We start from the raw sequence: 19,033 nt of genomic DNA, 5'->3' as shown, positions 1-19,033 counted from the left end.
TACCATGAGCCTTACCAAAGAAAAAACGCTCGAATTGTTGTGGCAGCGCATGGCTGAGCGCGGCGACTTTCCGTCGCTGCAACGCTCGGTCACGGGCATCGTGTCTGCCATGCAAAGCGAGAACACGAGCACGGCCGACCTCGCGTCGTCGGTGCTCTCGGATTTTGCCCTCACCCAGAAAGTGATTCGTCTGGCCAACTCCGCCATGTATGCGCCGTTCGGCTGCAACGTGACGACGGTCTCGCGCGCGATCATGATTCTGGGGGTCGACACGATCGGTCACCTGGCCCTCAGCCTGAAACTGCTCGAAGGCTTCGGCGAGGTCGCCGCGCGTCGCGACGACATGGCACGCGAGCTGGCCCGCGCCACGCTCGCAGGCGCTTTCGCCCGCGACATCACTTCCAAGAACGGGATCCGCGACGGTGAAGAAGCCGTCGTCTGCACGTTGCTGCATCACGTGGCACGTCTGCTGGTGACGTATTGCTTCCCGAACGAATGGGTCGAGATTCAGGAAATCGCGGCCGAGCAAGGCATCAGCGACAGCGACGCCTGCGAGCAGGTGCTGGGCATCTCGTTCCCGGAGCTGGCCGAAGCGGCGGCGCGCAAATGGGGCCTGCCGGAATCGATTGCGACGAGCATGCGCCCGATCGATCTCGATGGCGACGCGCCGCTCTCGCACGCCGACTGGCTGTGCGCTGTCGCGAACATGTCCAACGAGATGGTGACGGAGCTCACACGCGGCGCCGATGCGGCACGTCTGGCCGAACTGGCCGAGCGTTATGCCGATCGCCTCGCGCTGGACATCAGCGAAGTGGTCTCCGTCGGTGAGGAGATGGCGCGCGACACGAGCCATCAGGAATTCATTGCGATCAGCACCGGTGCCTCGAACACGCGTCAGCCGCCGGCGGGCAAGCCGCTGGATTCGGCGCGACGTCTGGCCGACGGGCTTTCGGAAGTGCGTGCCGCCACCGGTGAGACCGATGCGGTCGGGCTGCTCAACCTCACGCTCGAAGCCATCCTGCAATCGCTGGGCTTCGTCAATTGCGCCGCGTTCGTGCGCGCACCGGCGGGCAAGTTCTTCGAGATGCGTTTCGGCATCGGGCGCGACGTGCAGCCGTTGCTCGGTCTGACCTTCCCGGAAGCGTTCGAGCCGGACGTCTTCCATCTCGCCCTGACCAACGGCCGTGCGATCCTGATCGACAACGCCCGCGAGCCACGCATCGTGCCGCGCATTCCGCTGTGGCACCGTCAGCACTTCTCGCACGTGAAGTCGTTCTTCCTGCTGCCGGTTCGTCAGCGGAATCAGACGGTGGCGTTGCTCTACGGCGATTGGGGCGGCGCCTTGTGCGCGGGCGGCATCGGCGCGAAGGAAATGGAGTTCCTGCATCACATGGGGGACGAGATTTCGAGCAAGCTCGAGAGCGTCGCTCAGCAAAATGCGGCCACAGGCAACACCACCGATTCGCTCGCCCGCAAGCCGTCAGGCACGACTGGCGGCCGTTAAGTTAAGTCAAGGCCACGCCGGTTCATCTCGCCATCACGCGAAGCCGCGCCCGTCCGACAACCGTCGACGGGCGTTTTTGTTTGTCCGCTCCGATCGTAGCGGTGTCTCGGCAATTCATATCGCCAATGCAATCTTTGGTATCGCGGATTCGATATAGTCCGCGGCGCTCGTCCTGCGACGTCGGCCATGCACTGGATATTTCGCACACGTGCCGCCGTCCGCCATGGCGGCGCAATGTCACGCGCTCAGGCGCTGTTCCCCGCGTGGCGTAAGGCGTCAGCCCGTTTGGGCGATCTCCCCGCACGCAGGCGTACTATGTCGCCAGACCGCAGTTTTTCTCCACGACTGCGCGTCAGTCGTCGGCCGCGCATCGTCCGCAATCTCCTTCGATGTTTTTTGACGCGACTCGCTGCACCCCGGTAAAAAATTTACGCTCGGTTTCGCCTCACCCGTCAGGCCATGTAAATCAAATCGTACCGTCGGATCAGGAGAAGACATGACGCAATCTGCTGCTGCACCGGTGCATCCGGTCGACGAGCGCCTGCCGCTCCCCAAGTTGTTCACGCTGGGATTGCAACACGTGCTGGTGATGTACGCAGGCGCCGTCGCGGTGCCGCTGATCATCGGCGGCGCGCTCAAGATGTCGGTCGATCAAATCGCGTTCCTCATCAACGCCGACCTTTTCGCGTGCGGTATCGCCACGCTGATCCAGACGCTCGGTCTGTGGATCTTCGGCCTGCGTCTGCCGATCATGATGGGCGTGACGTTTACCGCCGTGACACCGATGATCGCCATCGGCACGAATCCGGATCTCGGCCTGCTCGACATCTACGGCGCGACGATTGCCGCCGGCATTATCGGCATTCTCATCGCGCCGTTCATCGGCAAACTGCTTCGGCTCTTTCCCCCCGTCGTGACGGGCACGGTCATTACGGTGATCGGCATCTCGCTCATGGGCGTCGGCATTAACTGGGCGGCGGGCGGCTTCGGCAATCCCGACTACGGCAACCCGCTGTATCTGGGCGTGTCGTTCGCGGTCTTGCTGTGCATCCTGTTCATCACGAAGTATGTGCGCGGCTTCTTCTCGAACATTGCGGTATTGCTGGGCATTCTGTTCGGCACGATCGTGGCGATCGCACTCGGCAAAGTGTCGTTCGCAGGCGTGTCGGAAGCCCCGTGGTTCGGCTTCGTCATGCCGTTTCACTTCGGCGTGCCGCGCTTCGACCCGATCGCCATCGCCACGATGACGCTGGTGATGCTTGTCACCTTCATCGAGTCGACCGGCATGTTCCTCGCGGTGGGCGACATCGTGGGACGTCCTGTCGATCAGAAGACGCTGGTGCGCGGCTTGCGTGTGGACGGACTGGGCACAATGATCGGCGGCATTTTCAACACGTTCCCGTACACGTCGTTCTCGCAGAACGTGGGACTGGTCGGCGTGACGGGCGTCAAGAGCCGCTGGGTATGCGCCATGGGCGGCTTGATTCTGATCGTGCTGGGGTTGTTTCCGAAAGTGGCGCATGTGGTAGCGTCGGTGCCGCAATTCGTGCTGGGCGGCGCGGGCATCGTGATGTTCGGCATGGTGACGGCCACCGGCATCAAGATTCTCTCGACGGTGGATCTGTCGAAGAACCGCTACAACCTGTACATCATCGCGATCAGTATCGGCGTTGGGATGATTCCGGTGGCGTCGGACAAGTTCTTCATGAAACTGCCGCACGCCCTCGCCCCGTTCTTCCACAGCGGCATTCTGCTCGCGTCGATCAGTGCCGTGCTGCTCAACGCGCACTTCAACGGGTTGCGCAGCGAGGAAGAGGCGAGCGCGCTGGCGCAGGAGGCCGGCAAGCAGGCAGATGCGGCGCATTGAGATTGGCGCCGCACCCGGGGCACGGCGTGGAAGTCGCTACGCCGTGCTTTATTGCGGCTTATTGAGCTGCGCCGGGGCGCCCTCCGAGCCAGACGCGCCACAGACGGCGCGTCGTACTTTCCGATGCGAAGTCCCGCGCCATTGACGCCCTCGCGCCCACATCGACGACACGAGCGGCATCCGTCGTCATTTTGTCGAAAATGTCGTCGTCGTATGGCACCAGTTCAGCGGAGACGACCTTGTCCGACGCCTCCGAAAAGTCCGGCACCATCAGCTTCAGGTAATAGGGCAGCATCTCGCCCAACGACAACGTTTCGCTCGGGAATGCCGATAGCGGCTTCACACTCGCATTCCCGTCAAACTCGGCAACTGACTTCTCCATGCTGCCGAATGCTGTCGCCTTGAACGATTTCTCCATGCCTGCGCAGTAAAGCACCGCCGCTTTCGTTTTTCGATCAGCAGCGCCGCTGACCGCTTTCGAAACGACCACCATCCCCGGGACTGTCAGGCGGTCGATACTCGTCGCACCATTGCGAGCAATGCCGATCTGCACGGTGTAAGCAAAAACGCGGGCACCCTGGCTGTCAAAACGACCTTCGACAGTGGGATGCTCGCAGATGGCATCCAAAAGGGAGGCAATCAACCGCTGCGCCGATTTCGTTTCGTCGATTTCAACCTTGATGCGCGCGGCAAGCCCATCGCGATTCCATTGCGCGATCGTTTTGCGCGCCGAGGTATCGGTGAGCACCGCATCGGCAATCGACCGGGCTGTTGCACGTGCATGATCCACCGGCAAATCCTGACGCACCCAGGTTACAGCGGCATCGATGGCCGGTCTCGCCGGCCGGAAGGTATCCGGATCCTGGCCATGCTTCACGCAAACCCACTGGTCGTAGTCCGCCTTCGACCAATGGCCGGTACCGCTCACGATGTCAGCGATCAGTTTTCCTGCCGACCCGACCACCTTGTACTGCGACGGTTGCTGCGCGGCTTGCGATGCGGCCTCCCCCGAGGGAAGCACCACGCCGATGAGCGTGTCTCTCGGATGCATGTCGTCCGGGAGATCGAAGAGGGAGAATATCTCCCATGGCAATGCGTTCAGTCCGGCGTCGAGCGCCTGCGTGAATTCCCCGAGAGACGCCACCTCGTTCGACAACTTCACGGCGTCTGCCGAGATCGATGGCGTCGCCCTTGCAGCGATCGACGACGACACTGCGTCATCGCCTTGGGGGATTCGGGTGTTTTCCGATATCGATGAGGATTGTGAGGATTGCGCGGAATGGTTCGCGATATCGGATCGGACGGTGGGCATCCCCAGTCCTGACGATGACGAGTTGATTTCCATGATGGGCTCCGGAAGTCTGACGTGGCGGATCGTCTGAGGCGATCCCAATCCGCCAGGATGGGCAAGACATGCACGTTCGCCCTCACCGACGTTGCGCCATCGTTGCCCTGATATCGCCGAGGCACTTTCAACAATCGATCCAACGCCTGCGAGCTATTTCCCCCCGCACCGACGGCCCGGCGCCGTGACATCGCAGCGCCACGGCACCACAGCGCCGTGAAATAAGCCTCAATGGAAATTCCGGCTCGAAATCGTGAGTTCGCCCAGCATCGGCGAAAGATCGATCAGGCGATGCGCGACCAGATGGGTAACGCGTTCCTCGCGCTGCCATATCCCTTCCACGCCCAATAGCGACGACGCCAGCAACTCCTTGCGCTGCGCCTCGACCAGATCGGGCCAGACGATCACGTTGATGACGCCCGTCTCGTCTTCCAGCGACACGAAGACCGTGCCGTTGGCCGTGCCCGGACGCTGACGCCCCGTCACAATGCCGACGGCACGCACACGTCGCCCGTGCACGCCGTCGGACTGCAAGTCCTTCGCCGTGCGCACGCGCATTTTCGTCAGCTTCTCGCGCAACAGCAGTAACGGATGACGCCGCAACGTCAGCCCCGTACTCGCATAGTCGGCCACGATGTCCTGTCCCTCGGCCATCGGCGGCAAGGCCACCTGCTCATCCGCACTGCCCGGCGCGGCGTCACGCAGGACAGTGGCCCCCAGCAACGGCGTGGGCGGCTGCCAGGCGGCCACTGTCCAGCGTGCCTGACGCCGTCCGCCCAGGAGGGCCGACAAGGCGTCCGCTGCCGCCAGCGCGTCGAGATCGCGACGCGACAACGCAGCGCGCGACGTCAGATCGTCGATGTCGGTAAACGGCCGCTGCCGACGCGCACGCTCGATGGCCTGCGCGCCCTCGACAGACAGGCCCTTGACCAGCGACAGGCCGAGGCGCACCGCTGGTCGACGCGCATCCCCATACCGACCGACCCTCGCCTCGGGACGCGACTCGACATCGCTCACGCACACGTCCACCGCGCGAACCTCCACGCGATGCCGTCGCGCATCCTGCACCAGTTGCGAGGCCGAATAGAACCCCATCGGCAAACTGTTGAGCAACCCGCACAGGAACATCTCCGGCGCGTGACACTTGAGCCACGCACTGGCGTATGCCAGCGAGGCGAAGCTCGCCGCATGACTCTCAGGGAAGCCATACTCGCCGAACCCCTCGATCTGACGACAGATCGCCTCGGCAAACTCGAGCGGATAACCATTCTTCAACATGCCATCGACGATCCGGGTCTGGAATTTCTCAAGACCGCCTTTGCGCTTCCATGCCGCCATCGAACGACGCAACTCGTCGGCATCGCCCGCAGAGAAGTCAGCGGCGATCATCGCGATCTGCATGACCTGCTCCTGAAAAATCGGCACGCCCAATGTGCGTTCCAGTGCCGGTCTGATGGCGTCGCACGGGTAGTCGACCTCTTCCGGTTTCAACTTGCGCCGCTTCAGATAGGGGTGCACCATGCCGCCCTGAATCGGCCCGGGACGCACGATCGCGACCTGCACGACCAGATCGTAGAACTTGACCGGTTTCAGACGCGGCAACATGCTCATCTGCGCTCGCGACTCGATCTGAAACACGCCCACGGTATCGGCGCGTCGGATCATGCCGTAAGTGGCCGGGTCATCGCGTGGAATCTCGGCCAGTTCGATCGGCTTGCCCTGCCATTCGCCCAGCAAATCGAGCGTGCGACGCAACGCACTCAGCATGCCGAGCGCCAGCACGTCGACCTTGAGCAGTCTGAGCGTCTCGATATCGTCCTTGTCCCACTGAATGACGTAACGGTTCTCCATCGCGGCCGGCGCGATCGGCACGAGACGCGAGAGCTTGTCGCGCGAAATCACGAAGCCGCCGACGTGCTGCGACAGATGCCGTGGAAATCCGATCAGCCGCGCCACCAGATCGGCCCATAGCCGCGTCGTCGGCGCATCGGGCGATAGCCCCTGCGCAGCCATGCGGGCGAGCAGGTTCTCCCTGCCATCCCACCACTGCTGACTCTGCGCCACCTGCTCGACGATGGACAGATCGATCCCCAGCGCCCGCCCCGTATCGCGCACGGCGCTGCGCATGCGATAGCTGATGACCGTTGCCGCCAGCGCCGCCCGGTCTTTACCGTACTTCCGATAGATGTACTGGATGACGATCTCGCGCTTCTGGTGCTCGAAGTCGACGTCGATATCGGGCGGCTCCTTGCGCTCCCTCGACAGAAAACGGCCGAACAGCACTTGCGCTTCGTCGGGGTTCACCGCAGTGATGCCCAGGCAATAGCACACCGCCGAGTTCGCCGCCGAGCCGCGCCCCTGACACAGGATCTTCTGGCTGCGGGCATAGCTCACGATGTCGTAGACCGTCAGGAAGTACGGTTCGTACTCAAGCTCGCGAATGAGCTCAAGCTCCGCCTTGAGGAGCTTCACGACTTTCGGTGGCACACCGTCGGGATAGCGCCACGCCGCTCCCTTGTCGACCTCCTGGCGCAGATACGATTCCGGCGTATGGCCTGCGGGCACGAGTTCTTCCGGATATTCGTAACGCAGTGTCCTCAGATCGAAATGACATCGCGAAGCGATCGCCACCGTCTCGGCCAACGCCTCTTTCGGATAAAGCCACGAAAGCCGTAGCCGGGGACGCAAATGTTGCTCCGCATTCGCCGTGAGCGACAAACCGCACGCCTGCACCGGCACGCCCCGTCCGATGGCCGTGAGGGTGTCTTGCAACGGTTTGCGCGAACGCACGTGCATGAGGACATGCCCCGTCGCGACGAGCGGCACGCCGCATTCGACGGAGATCGCACGCAGACGCGCCAACTGCGCCTCGTCGTCCGCACGGTGACGACGTTCCAGCGCGAGCCAGATCCGCCCTTCACCGAACGTCCGGGCGGCCCAACGCGTCTGCGCCAGCGTCAGTTCGGCGCTCGCGTCGGGGTCCGGCACCAGAATGAGCAGACAGCCCTTCAGACCGCGCAGATGCGCGTACTCCCCGGTCGGCGCACTGAAATCTCCCGGGTGCAACCGATAGCTGCGATTCGGACCACGCATGCGTCCGAGCGTGATCATCTCCGACAGATTGCCGTAGCCATCACGGTGCTGCGCCAGCGCAACCAGATGCACGGTGCCGAGTGTGTCAGGGAGATCGAGGGGATCGTGGCTCGCCAGCACGCTCTGCTCGATTCCCGTCAACCCGCGCTGTTCGGATGATGTGTCGTGTGACGATGGCGATGGCGATGGCGATGGAGACGGAGACGGCGGCCGGGTCTTCGACGCTCCCGTCGATTGCGGTACTTGTGATGAGGCACACTCGGGCGTCAGACGAAACTCGCTGCCGACGATCAGCTTCACGGCCGGATACTTGACCACTTCCGCGAGCGCCCGTACGACACCGGCCAGCGAACACTCATCGGTAATGGCCAACGCGGTGTACCCCAGATGTGCCGCCCGTGCGACCAACTCCTCCGGGTGCGACGCGCCGCGCTGAAACGCAAAATTCGACAGGCAATGCAACTCGGCATACGCAGGCAGACCACCTTCATCCCCCCCGTGCGGCCGAGCAGGGGCGTCTTCGGGGGTGTCGGCACCGTCGTCGTTGGCGGCCAACCCGTCGGTCGACCCTTGCCAGGGGAGAAAATCGTCGAAATTCATAAGGCGACTTATCGGTCGGCGTTCACCGGCATCAGCCGAACAGGCCGTGCAGATACCACGCGGCGTCGGCCCCTTTCACCGGACGCTCACGAAACACCCACAGCAGCGCCCCCGAGGCATCGGCGGCGATGAAGTAATCGCGCGTGACCGTGCCCGGCTCCCACCATCCCGCCTCGATCCGCTCGGGGCCACTCACCAGTTGCAACGGCCCCTGTCGCCACGGACGCTCCTGCTGCACGCGCAACCGTTGCGGGGCATCGAGCAGCCATGCCGGACGTGGGGGCAATGCCTGCGCAGTCTCCGGCAAATGACGCGACGTCCCGGCGCTCGGCCCTCGCGCGCCATGCGTGGTACGGGTACCCACGCTCGTGCCTGGGTTTGCACCTGAACCGTTGCAAGCCTCTGCGCCCCCGCCCGCCCCATAAGGCACACTGACGAACGCCGCCTCGGGACGATGATCGCCACGCACCTGCAAACGTCGCACATGCTCATCCCCCAGACGCGCCGCCACACGCTCCATCAATTGCACGAAGTCCTGACGCTCGCGCCCGGGCTCCGGCAGTAACGACCCGTTTTGCGGAACGTGCGGTGCGGTCTGAGTCACGTCGAGCCGTAGCGTCAGCACCGGTGCGACCAGCGGCGCACGCGCGAGCCGCTCCTTGCACAGCGACAGCAAGTGCGCCGGGGCGGCACTGGCCTCGGCCAGACGGATATCGAAACGCGTCGGCGCCAGCGTCTGTCTGCCGAGCGGTTCGTGTTCGAGTATCAGTGTCAGCGAGCGCGTCGCCAGTTGGCCGGCGGCCAGCCATCCCGTCAGTTGCGCCAGCAAGCGGCGCAAACCGAAGAGCAGCACTTCGACGTCGTGAGTCAGCGACGGCAACGGCAAGACCGCTTCGAAATGCGGCGGAGCGCGATACCACGCCGGGGCTTCCGGCGTATCGCCATAAGCGCGGGAAAGCGAGGCCATCAACGCTGCGCCGCAGCGACGCCTGACACCCGCCGCAGGCAGCGCTCGTAGCGCTCCCAACGTCGCACAACCGATTTGTGCGAGCCAATCGAGCCATGGCTGCGCTTCGGGCAGCAACGCGACCGATAGCGGGTCGAGTTGCACCGGCAGCACGGCCAGGGGAGGCGGCAACAACGGCTCTCCGGGCTCACCGGACTCGCCATACCATGCCGACGAGATTGACGACGACGTCTCTCCGGACTTCGATACCGCTGACGCCACGTTCACCGGCACGTTCATCGGCACAATCGAGCGACGCGACGCGCGCGACTTCATCGCCGCCTGCATCTGTTCCGGCGTCGGCGCATGCGAATCGACAGGTGGCGAGGCCACTTCTGCGGCACGCGCGAGCAATACCGCAGCGCTGGCCGTCGCGGCCATCCCCAACGATGCGCGATGCCCAAGCGCTTCGGCACTCTCCAGCACCTGCACGGCCAACGACGCCAGACCGCCGAACAGGCGCAGGCTCGGCGCAACGTCGATCACCACACACTGCGGCGTGGCAATCGCGACATCGGGCCCGAAGCGCAGCAAGGCCAGCGCCAGGGCTTCGAGCGCCAGCGACTCGGCCCCCTCGTCGCGATCGTGAAACCGAGCTTGCGGCAACAGCGCCAGTACGCCGCCACGACGCATCCCCGGCTGCACCCCGGCCGTCTGCGCCGCCTCGCTCGCCTGCCAGACACGCGACTGCGCCAACACGACCGTCGTGTCGGCCTGCGCGCCCGCGTCCCCGTGCGCACGCATACGCGGCGAGGCGACCTCAAGCGCCAGAGATGGCAGATGCAGGGCGATCCAGCAGGCCATGCGAGACTCCGGAAGCAGAAACGAAAGAAGCAGTGGACGGGGTGGACGAGGTGGACGGAACGGGCGGCGGTGTCGGATCGAGCCGGACATGCCATGGCATCGCATCGTCCCGGGTCCCCGTCACCGGTTGCGGTGCACGCGTATAAGGCGCAGGCAACGTCAACCAGAGCGGATCGAGGCGGGGCGGTCCGCGACGCTTGTGAAACTGCACCCCTAGCCGACTGCCCTCCCCGACGGTCAGCCCGAGCCGCAGCGGCGCGGCCGAAGCCGTCGAGACCGCCGCCGGCGCACGCACCACCCAGGTCAGCGTCTCGCCACCGCCCGCCGCGACCTGAAGCCGCCGGAGTTGCTCCGGCGTTGCCGCGGGCAGCCACGTCAGCACCGCCCCGCAGCAAGCGCTTTTGAGCGCCTGCTCGGCGCACCAGAGCATGTCGCGGTCCTCGGCTTTCATCCCCCGCCCCGCACGCTCACCAGCCCCGCGACGCCCCCGAGACACTCCGGACACCGCAGACGCCGGACGCATCACTACGCTCAGCCAGCGCAAATCGATCCCCCATCCCGCCAGTGCCGGTGCATACGGCAGCATCGGCGGCGCAATGACCATCACCGGCTTGCCAGCCTGCGTCAGGTCGCGCAACGTCGGCGCCAGCAACCGCCACTCCCCGATCCCCGGGCGCTCGCACAGCAGCTCCGTCACCGCGCCATGCGGCCACCCGGCGCCGGGCAACTCGGCGTCGAGCGCGGCAAAACCGGTGGTGTGGCCCGCGCGGTGGCAATGCGCCAGTTCGCTGGCACGCCATAGCCCGGCAGGCAGGGAGGAAAGCGGCAGGGTCATCTGGAGAATCAAGCACCCGAATACTGTATGAATGTACAGTATAGCAGTTCATCGACTTTCGACGGCATTCCAGTGGCTCCCCATCCATCGCACCTGGCGCAATTTGTCCGTGCTTTCCCGACGATCGCGCTTGCGGGCAAACGCCGGCCCGGCTAACGTGAGCGTCATTGCCAGTCATCCCACCCTCATGCCGCTCCCGACTACCGCCACCGCGCCTTTCTGCCCCTCCGAGGTCAAGGGCAGCATCGTCATCGACGCGCGCCAATCGCGCTGGACCAAACTCAAACGCTTCGCCGGCCCCGGACTGCTCGTCGCCATCGGTTACATGGATCCCGGCAATTGGGCGACGGACATTCAGGCCGGCTCGCAATTCGGCTACTCGCTGCTGTGGGTCGTGGCGTTATCGAGCCTCGCGGCCATCTTCTTGCAGATGCTCGCCGCCCGTCTCGGGCTGGTGGCCGGACGTGACCTCGCACAAGCCAGCTACGAACGCTACGGCCGCACGGGACGTCTGGTGCAGTGGATCACGGCGGAGATTTCCATCATCGCGTGCGATATCGCCGAAGTGCTCGGCTGCGCACTGGCCTTCAAGCTGCTGCTGGGGGTGCCCATCTCGTGGGGGATCGTGCTGACCGCGCTCGACACGATGATCGTGCTCGGCCTGCAAGGCAAAGGTTTCCGTCAGATCGAAGCGATCGTTTTCGGATTGATCGGCACGATGGCGTTCTGCTTCATCGCACAAGTCGCCATGGCGCCGCCCGACTGGCATGCCGTGGCCGCAGGTCTCGTCCCCGGCGCGCCCAGCCATGACCGGCGCGACGCCATCGTGCTGGCGCTGGGCATCGTCGGCGCGACGATCATGCCGCACAACCTGTACCTGCACTCTTCCGTCGTGCAAACCCGACGCGTCGTCGGCGGCAAGCGTGGCGACGTGCACGACACGCTCGCATTGGTGCGTATCGACACCTGGGGCTCGCTGCTGATCGCCATGTGTGTGAATGCGGCCATTCTGATTCTTGCGGGGTCGGTCTTTCACGCGAGCGGGCAGACCAACGTCACCGATATCGAGCAGGCGTATCAGTTGATCACGCCGATTGCAGGCGGGGCCGCCGCTTTCATGTTCGGCATTGCCCTGCTGGCGTCCGGACAAAGCTCGACACTCACGGGCACCATCGCCGGGCAAGTCATCATGGACGGCTTTCTGCACATGAAGATCCCGTGCTATCAGCGACGCCTGATCACGCGCGGCCTCGCTCTGGTGCCCGCCCTCATCGGCGTGCTGTGGCTCGGCGACGGCGCTGTGGGCAAGCTGCTGGTCTGGAGTCAGGTGTTGCTCAGCCTGCAACTACCGTTCGCCATGTGGCCGCTCATTCGTTCGGTCAGCGACCCGCGCGTGATGAAAGGCAACACGATCGGACGTCCCACGCAGATCTTCGCGTGGTGTCTGTTCGTGGTCATCACCGGCACCAATCTGCTGCTGATTTTCGGACTGAGCTGACGATCCGGGCGTGAAAGCACGCAAGGGCGACGCCCGACATTCCCGTACGCAACGCGAACGCGGCAATCGCACGTGCTACCATCAGCACCCCTTATGAATCCGCAGAACAAAAAAGCGTCAGGAAAATAAGGGACCAGATGACTCGCAACGGATCGATGCGATCGCGCATCGTCCGGCGGGCGCTAAAACACACTGAGGGGTATCAACGTGCAGAAAAGCAAGTCCGGCATTGCGCTGTTCAGCGCCGCCATGCTCGCGATGGCAACGCTCGGCGGTTGCGCTACCGAAAGCTCGCGTACCGTAGAAGTCGCCAAGGTCGAGAGCGCCAGCCGCGCCTACGTCGGCGTGCGTACACCGATCGCCGTCGGCAAGTTCGACAACCGTTCCGCATACATGCGTGGCGTCTTTTCCGATAATGTCGACCGCCTCGGCAGTCAGGCCAAGACGATTCTGATCACGCATCTTCAGCAAACGAATCGCTTCAACGTGCTCGACCGCGACAACATGGCCGAGATCCGTCAGGAAGCCGACATCAAGAAGACCCAGCAGACGCTCAAGGGTGCGGACTACGTGATCACCGGCGACGTCGTCGAGTTCGGTCGCAAGGAAGTGGGCGACAAACAACTCTTCGGCATTCTGGGCCGCGGCCGCGAGCAGATCGCGTACGCCAAGGTCAATCTGAACGTGGTCGATATCTCGACGTCGGAAGTCGTGTATTCGAGCGGCGGCGCCGGCGAATTCGCCCTGTCCAACCGCGAGGTCATCGGTTTCGGCGGCACAGCGGGCTACGACTCCACGCTCAACGGCAAGGTCCTCGACCTCGCCATGCGCGAAGCCGTCAACAACCTCGTCGCCGGCATCGAAAGCGGCGCCTGGAAGCCCGGCAAGTAAGCCGACCGCATCCCTTTTTGCAGCATGCCGCAGCGCGTGATTCGTCACGCGCTCGTTCGCGCGCGTCAATCGGGTGCGAGCCGCGCCTGCCACGAAGGACGCACAGGCTGCGGCATGCCTGTCAGGATCTCTATCGTCATGAATCGCACATTTCCGACACTCTCACCTACGCGCTCACCTGCGCGCTCACCTACGCTCTCATTACGCCGTCCCGGCGCTATCGGTCAGGCCGGCCGTCTGGGCGTAGCGACCATCGCGGGCGCCATCATCGTCACGCTGTCGGGTTGCGCTACGCCGCAAAAACCTCTGTACGACTGGGAAAGCTACCAGCCGCAGGTCTACGAGTATTTCAAGGGCGAATCGAAGGAAGCGCAGATCATTGCGCTCGAGCGTGATCTGGAGAAGATCAAGGCGTCGAACAATGCAGCGCCGCCGGGCTATCACGCGCACCTGGGCCTGCTCTACGCATCGGTCGGCAAGTCCGACAAGATGGTCGAGGAATTCCAGATCGAGAAGCAGTTGTTCCCCGAATCCGCCAATTACATCGACTTCCTGCTCAAGAACAAGACCACGGAGGCCAAGCAATGATCGCCCGACTCTGCAAATGGATGACGGTTGCGGCACTGGCCGCCGTGATGACCGGCTGCGCCATGCATCAGGCCAAACCGTATGACTACACGGCGTTCAAGGAAAGCAAACCGAAGTCGATTCTGGTGCTGCCGCCGCTGAACGAATCGCCCGATATCGACGCCACCTACAGCGTGCTCTCACAGGTCACGGTACCGCTGGGCGAAGCCGGCTACTACGTGATGCCCGTCGCGCTGGTCGACGAGTCTTTCCGTCAGAACGGTCTTACCGTTGCCGGTGACATTCATCAGGTCAGCCCGGCCAAGCTGCGCGAGATCTTCGGTGCAGACGCCGCGCTCTACATCAAGATCACCCAGTACGGCACGAAGTACATGGTGCTCGACAGCGCCACGGTGGTGACCGTCACGGCTGATCTCATCGATCTGCGCAACGGTGCAAAGCTGTGGAGCGGCGTGGCCAGCGCGTCGAACAACGAGGGGAACAACAGCGGTGGCGGCGGGCTGATCGGCATGCTCGTCACGGCAGCCATCAAGCAGATCGTCAACAGCGTGTCGAACGCGGGCTACACGGTCGCGGGCACCGCCAACGCACGTCTGCTCTCCGCCGGACGCCCCAACGGCATGCTCTACGGTCCGCGCTCGCCGAAGTACGGCACGGACTGATGTCGCGACGCCGAACCCACCGTGAGCCTCACGCTTACCGGCCGGTTCGGTGCCACGGCGATGTCGGGTGACGGAAAGATTGGGGATCGTCGGCCCCGTCGCCTATAGTGGTAGCGCATGATGCCGCCGGATCGCAACGGTCCGGCGCGTCCTGCGGAACGTGTGGTATCCCGCTTCACCTGGACCGATAGCCGACCCCGTCGCAGCACGGGGACAGAAATGCCTGACGACGCGCGCCGTCGCTTGCGCGTGTGCCGGTGTCTATGCATGCCGACATGGCTTTCACGCCCATTCGTCGGCTGACCCGCCCCACGCTTTGCGTCGGCAGGTTTCGTCCGGGAGTCATCATGGTCTATCGCTTCGCTCCATCGCTCGCCCATCCCCGCCCCCATCCCGCCATGGCGTCACGCAGACGTCCCGGATCGCACGCGGCTGCGGCAAAACCACTCGCGGCGCGCAAGTCGCCCAAGCTTCCTAAGGCGCTTGGCGCACTCAGGTCGCTCATCGGGCTCACCCTCCTTGTCGGCCCCGCGCTCGCCTACGCCGACCCGATGCACCTCTCCGACATCAAGGACGCCAACGGCCAGCAACTGAGCGTCGACGACTTGCGTTCGCTGATGCCCGGCGCGCACATCACCAACACCGTGCCGAATGGCAGCACGCGCAAATGGGTCAACGACACCAACGGCTCGCTCAATGCCACGAGCGACAACAAGGGGAATATAGGGTCCGGCGGCCGCAGCGTGCAGGTCGCACACGCCACCGGCACCTGGTCGGTCAACGACAACGGATCGTATTGCGTCAATCTGGAGTGGCGCGCGCTGACCGAGAACTGGTGCCGCTTCATGTTCAAGGTCGGCGACAAGTACTACGGCGTGACCTCACTGGCCAACGGCGCCGCCATCGCGACCGAATTCAGCATCGAGAAGTAGAGGGGGCGCCGAACTCACCGCGCAGCCCGAGCCCATCGACGCACACTTGGCGACGGCATGAGATGCCACTTTGCGTTGCCCAAAAAAAGCACCCCGGGCTGCGAACAGCACCGGGGCGCGACTGCAAGCTGCGTTTCTGTCGTCAGCGAGGCAGTTGGGGCTATGGCGCTCGGTAGCCGCGCCCCGCGAGGGACGGAGGGCTAACGCGCGCCAGCGACTCAGAAGTCGGTCGTCATGGACAAGAGGAACGTGCGTGGTGCGCCGAGCGTCAGGTAATTGCTCGACGATACGCTCGACCAGTAGGCCTTGTTGGTCACGTTCAGCACGCTCACACGGAAGGTCGTCGGCTTGCCGTAAATCTGCGTGGCGTAACGCGCGCCAAGATCGAAGCGGTCCCATGCCGGGATCGACGCCGTGTTGGCAATGTTGGCGTACTCGCGACCCGTGTGAATCCAGCGGGCGTTAAGCGTCAGTCCCGGCACCCACGGAATGTCGTATTCCGCACCGAGGTTGTATGAGAACGTCGGCACGCCGACCGGACGATTGCCGTTCGTCGCCGCGCTCGACTGGTTGAGCAACGTGCCATTGATGTACGACACCCCGGCGATCACGCGAACGTCCTTGACCGGGCTGCCATACACCGACGCTTCGACGCCACGGTGACGCTCAAGCCCGTCTGCCACGTAGACGTTGGAGGCGTTCGTGTACGCCGACGGCTTCTCGATCTGATAGAACGCGATCGACGCGCCGAATCGGGCCGTATCGTACTTCGCACCGAATTCGATCTGCTTGGAGCGGAACGGCGGCAGCGACTGACCGTAGTTGAGCGTGCCTTGCGGTGCAGTGGTGCCCGCTGCCAGCCCCTCGCTGCGGTTCGCGAAGAGCGAGACGTTCTGCCACGGCTTGAACACGAGGCCGAACAGCGGCGTGGTGATGGCATCGTTGTACGCGAGCGTCTGCGCACCGGTATAGCCGTAGTTGTTCACTCCGATCGACTGATGGCGCACACCGACCGTCGCCAGCACACGATCGTTGAAGAAGCCCAGCGTGTCCGACGCCGACACGCTACGCAACAAGGTGAGCGCCGTCGTTTGCGGATCGTTCAGATTCCCGCCCTGCGACGTAGCTGCCGGATAAGGGACTTGCGGCGGGTTGACGAAGCTCGTCGAGAACGCCGGCGCGAACGTGAATGCCGACTGCGAGTCCAGACGCGTGCCCGACGCACCCGCCGTCACGAAATGCGTCACCGGACCGGTCGTGAAGCGACCGCGCACGCCGACCTCACCGGAGAGCGCATCTTCCTGGTGCGGTGCGTTCAGACGCGTTGCGGTAATCGTGCTGGGCGAGCCCTTCCACGTCGGATTCGAATACTCGCCGTTCTCGTTCGTATGACGAATACCGCCCGTCACGTAGGCCGTCCAGTGAGGCAGGAAATCATACTCGGCACGCAGAATGCCGACGTTGTCCTCCAACGTGGTGTAGCTCCACGACTGCGCGTAATTCGACGTTGCGGCCGGCGGCTGGGGCAGCACCGTGCCCGAGAAGTTGTACAGCGCCTGCCCCGAGCCGATGTGTTGCTTCTGATAGAGGAAATCAGCCGACAGGCGCAGCTTGTCACCGCGCCAGTCGAGCGCCACAGCCGTGGTCTTCGAGTTCTGATGTTCGCGATCAACCGACGTCTCACCGTCGCGCACCGCCTGATTCACGCGAATACCGAATTGCCCTTCGCTGCCGAAGCGGCGGCCCACATCCACATGCGCGCCGAATTCGCCCGAGCCGCTACCTTCGAGCGTGACCCGGTTGAGCGGAGCATCGTCCGCACGCTTGAGTTGCAGATTGACGCCGCCGCCAATGGCCGAGCCGCCGGGCGACGCGCCATTCAGGAAGGCATTCGCCCCCTTGAACAACTCGACACGCTCCAGCGCTTCGGTCGACACGAGTTGACGCGGCGTAATGCCATAAAGACCGTTAAGCGAAATGTCGTCGCCCGCCAGCGTAAAACCGCGAATCACAAACGTTTGCGCGAAGTTACCGAATCCGCGCGACATACGCACCGACGGATCGTTGTCGAGCACGTCCGCCAGCGTACGCGCCTGCTGATCTTCGATCATTTTCGACGTGTACGCGCTCATGCTGAACGGCACGTCGAGCGTGCTTTGGTTACCGAGCACGCCAAAGCTCATGCCTCGCGCGATTTGGCCGCCTACGTAGGCCGGCGGCGTATCGTTTGGCGACGCTTCGCGCGCGCCCTGCACCGTCACGGCCGGCAGAGCGACATCATTCTGCGCTCCCGCCTGACCTGCCTGCCCCGCATTACCCGGCTGCGTGGTTTGTGCGATCGCACCGGCACTAAAGACAGACGAACCGAATGCCAGCACCGAAGCGGCAACGATCGGGCGCAACGACAGCCAGTGGCCGGCGACAGGCGCAGCCATACCGGCATTAGCGGAACGAGGGGCTCGGGCAATACGGGAAGAACGGGAAGCGAGCGACATAAGGAACAACTTCGAGGAAACGCCCCGGCAATCACGCATCGCCTGGACGAGGAAGAGATTCGCCGGTCGGAAATCACCCCCTGCCCTCAAGCCACAAGAAAGGAAAGCTGCGTACGACAACGGCACCGTCAAGAGACTCGCGCTCACGGCGCGACATCTCAATTGGGCAAAAGTTTAGTAATAATAGCAATGATTATCAATTGCATTAACAAAAATACCACGCACGACTAGCCAATCATTGGGGAGGGAACGTCGGTACGGAGAGTGTTGTGAACCGACAGTCGCACTCGCTCATCGAACCGTTGAGCGAGACCTACTACTTTTACTAGGGATCCTGGGGGGGGCGGTCGTTGTCGCGTAGAGGCGCCGATAGGGGCGCCGTAAACGACAAAGCCCGCCGAAGTGGCGGGCTTGTTTCACCGATCCCGGAACAGCGGGAACGGCATCCGGACTCACGGCTGGGCGCCGTCGCACGTCATTACACAATGACGGGAATCGCCCGATGAGACGATCGACTTGCCTGGCTGCGCCAGCGACGACCGTTCGTCCGGAAGGACTTCAGACTTGCTTAGTAACCGGCGGTTTCGAGCGCGCGGATACGTTGTTCCAGCTCAATGATGTCCTTCGACTCAGCCAGGAACGCTTCACGACGACGACGTTCAGCAGTTTCAAACCAAGTGTTCACGACTTCAAACAGGGCGGCAAACATGACGTTTCTCCAATTCAATTAGTGTGCTGCATCGCAGCAGTGCTTCGCATTATATAGGGTTTTCCCGTTAAGGGTTAGCCCCTATATGGGAAAAACCAACAAAATCTGCTAGAGCATCACTTCGAATGGAGTCGATTCCATAAAATTCAATTAAAAATCAACAACATATAAAAACAAAACCTCATCAAAAAATACGCTGCAACC

Annotated in this window: 14 protein-coding genes; 8 read left to right on the top strand and 6 right to left on the bottom strand. The window is 63.3% G+C overall.

Annotated features, from left to right (window positions below; genetic code table 11):
• Positions 1 to 4 precede the first annotated feature (4 nt).
• Positions 5 to 1,504 (top strand): HDOD domain-containing protein, encoded by a 1,500-nt coding sequence (locus A9762_RS25690; RefSeq protein WP_069344796.1) that lies wholly within the window; start codon positions 5 to 7, stop codon positions 1,502 to 1,504.
• A 496-nt stretch (positions 1,505 to 2,000) separates the two neighbouring features.
• Positions 2,001 to 3,371 carry a nucleobase:cation symporter-2 family protein gene (locus tag A9762_RS25685; protein WP_069344795.1) on the top strand — a complete coding sequence of 457 codons (1,371 nt, stop codon included), beginning with the start codon at positions 2,001 to 2,003 and terminating at the stop codon, positions 3,369 to 3,371.
• 58 nt (positions 3,372 to 3,429) lie between these two features.
• On the opposite strand, the gene A9762_RS25680 is transcribed toward A9762_RS25685, so the two are convergent.
• Positions 3,430 to 4,395, bottom strand: coding sequence for a hypothetical protein (locus tag A9762_RS25680; protein WP_170836328.1), 966 nt, complete (start codon positions 4,393 to 4,395; stop codon positions 3,430 to 3,432).
• A gap of 4 nt (positions 4,396 to 4,399) precedes the next feature.
• Here A9762_RS25680 and A9762_RS29025 point away from each other — a divergent pair, with 4 nt between their 5' ends.
• Positions 4,400 to 4,753: a hypothetical protein gene (locus tag A9762_RS29025; RefSeq protein ID WP_170836327.1), complete on the top strand. Its 354-nt coding sequence runs from the start codon at positions 4,400 to 4,402 to the stop codon at positions 4,751 to 4,753.
• A 191-nt stretch (positions 4,754 to 4,944) separates the two neighbouring features.
• Here A9762_RS29025 and A9762_RS25670 read toward each other — a convergent pair whose 3' ends face one another.
• Genes A9762_RS25670 through imuA form a run of 3 tightly spaced genes read right to left on the bottom strand, consistent with a single transcriptional unit; the run spans position 4,945 to position 11,054 of the window.
• A complete protein-coding gene (locus A9762_RS25670) occupies positions 4,945 to 8,409 on the bottom strand; it encodes an error-prone DNA polymerase (RefSeq protein WP_083254292.1) in 3,465 nt (1,154 codons plus the stop codon).
• 31 nt (positions 8,410 to 8,440) lie between these two features.
• Positions 8,441 to 10,219, bottom strand: a complete 1,779-nt coding sequence (locus A9762_RS25665) for a DNA polymerase Y family protein (RefSeq protein WP_069344792.1) — start codon at positions 10,217 to 10,219, stop codon at positions 8,441 to 8,443.
• Positions 10,176 to 11,054 carry a translesion DNA synthesis-associated protein ImuA gene (gene imuA, locus A9762_RS25660; protein ID WP_069344791.1) on the bottom strand — a complete coding sequence of 293 codons (879 nt, stop codon included), beginning with the start codon at positions 11,052 to 11,054 and terminating at the stop codon, positions 10,176 to 10,178. The genes A9762_RS25665 and imuA overlap by 44 nt, the downstream gene beginning before the upstream one ends.
• Positions 11,055 to 11,241: 187 nt before the next feature.
• Here imuA and A9762_RS25655 point away from each other — a divergent pair, with 187 nt between their 5' ends.
• The 5 genes from A9762_RS25655 (at position 11,242) to A9762_RS25635 (ending at position 15,625) form a co-directional block, all read left to right on the top strand.
• Entirely contained in the window at positions 11,242 to 12,552 is a 1,311-nt protein-coding gene (locus A9762_RS25655; protein WP_069344790.1) for an Nramp family divalent metal transporter, read from the top strand.
• Between the two features lie 249 nt (positions 12,553 to 12,801).
• On the top strand, positions 12,802 to 13,443 hold the full coding sequence (locus tag A9762_RS25650; RefSeq protein WP_069344850.1) for a CsgG/HfaB family protein: 642 nt from the start codon (positions 12,802 to 12,804) through the stop codon (positions 13,441 to 13,443).
• A 138-nt stretch (positions 13,444 to 13,581) separates the two neighbouring features.
• Positions 13,582 to 14,031 (top strand): DUF4810 domain-containing protein, encoded by a 450-nt coding sequence (locus A9762_RS25645; RefSeq protein ID WP_083254301.1) that lies wholly within the window; start codon positions 13,582 to 13,584, stop codon positions 14,029 to 14,031.
• Positions 14,028 to 14,693, top strand: a complete 666-nt coding sequence (locus A9762_RS25640) for a DUF799 domain-containing protein (RefSeq protein WP_069344789.1) — start codon at positions 14,028 to 14,030, stop codon at positions 14,691 to 14,693. Before A9762_RS25645 ends, A9762_RS25640 begins: the two co-directional genes overlap by 4 nt.
• 347 nt (positions 14,694 to 15,040) lie before the next feature.
• Entirely contained in the window at positions 15,041 to 15,625 is a 585-nt protein-coding gene (locus tag A9762_RS25635; RefSeq protein ID WP_069344788.1) for a DUF995 domain-containing protein, read from the top strand.
• 218 nt (positions 15,626 to 15,843) lie between these two features.
• Here A9762_RS25635 and A9762_RS25630 read toward each other — a convergent pair whose 3' ends face one another.
• Positions 15,844 to 18,060: a TonB-dependent siderophore receptor gene (locus A9762_RS25630; protein WP_069344787.1), complete on the bottom strand. Its 2,217-nt coding sequence runs from the start codon at positions 18,058 to 18,060 to the stop codon at positions 15,844 to 15,846.
• A gap of 628 nt (positions 18,061 to 18,688) precedes the next feature.
• A complete protein-coding gene (locus A9762_RS28310) occupies positions 18,689 to 18,829 on the bottom strand; it encodes a DUF3563 family protein (RefSeq protein WP_072617503.1) in 141 nt (46 codons plus the stop codon).
• Positions 18,830 to 19,033: the final 204 nt, after the last annotated feature.

It is taken from the genome of Pandoraea sp. ISTKB, from assembly GCF_001721285.1.
GTDB classification, from domain to species: domain Bacteria; phylum Pseudomonadota; class Gammaproteobacteria; order Burkholderiales; family Burkholderiaceae; genus Pandoraea; species Pandoraea capi.
Note: the sequence above shows the minus strand (reverse complement) of the source record. Positions and strands in the feature narration are given on the sequence as shown.

Coding starts and splice junctions, on each gene's coding strand:
- A9762_RS25685 (WP_069344795.1), top strand. CDS start 2,001: ATGACGCAATCTGCTGCTGCACCGGTGCATCCGGTCGACGAGCGCCTG.
- imuA (WP_069344791.1), bottom strand. CDS start 11,054: ATGACCCTGCCGCTTTCCTCCCTGCCTGCCGGGCTATGGCGTGCCAGC.
- A9762_RS25630 (WP_069344787.1), bottom strand. CDS start 18,060: ATGGCTGCGCCTGTCGCCGGCCACTGGCTGTCGTTGCGCCCGATCGTT.
- A9762_RS29025 (WP_170836327.1), top strand. CDS start 4,400: ATGAGCGTGTCTCTCGGATGCATGTCGTCCGGGAGATCGAAGAGGGAG.
- A9762_RS25670 (WP_083254292.1), bottom strand. CDS start 8,409: ATGAATTTCGACGATTTTCTCCCCTGGCAAGGGTCGACCGACGGGTTG.
- A9762_RS25640 (WP_069344789.1), top strand. CDS start 14,028: ATGATCGCCCGACTCTGCAAATGGATGACGGTTGCGGCACTGGCCGCC.
- A9762_RS28310 (WP_072617503.1), bottom strand. CDS start 18,829: ATGTTTGCCGCCCTGTTTGAAGTCGTGAACACTTGGTTTGAAACTGCT.
- A9762_RS25665 (WP_069344792.1), bottom strand. CDS start 10,219: ATGGCCTGCTGGATCGCCCTGCATCTGCCATCTCTGGCGCTTGAGGTC.
- A9762_RS25690 (WP_069344796.1), top strand. CDS start 5: ATGAGCCTTACCAAAGAAAAAACGCTCGAATTGTTGTGGCAGCGCATG.
- A9762_RS25650 (WP_069344850.1), top strand. CDS start 12,802: ATGCTCGCGATGGCAACGCTCGGCGGTTGCGCTACCGAAAGCTCGCGT.
- A9762_RS25635 (WP_069344788.1), top strand. CDS start 15,041: ATGGTCTATCGCTTCGCTCCATCGCTCGCCCATCCCCGCCCCCATCCC.
- A9762_RS25655 (WP_069344790.1), top strand. CDS start 11,242: ATGCCGCTCCCGACTACCGCCACCGCGCCTTTCTGCCCCTCCGAGGTC.
- A9762_RS25645 (WP_083254301.1), top strand. CDS start 13,582: ATGAATCGCACATTTCCGACACTCTCACCTACGCGCTCACCTGCGCGC.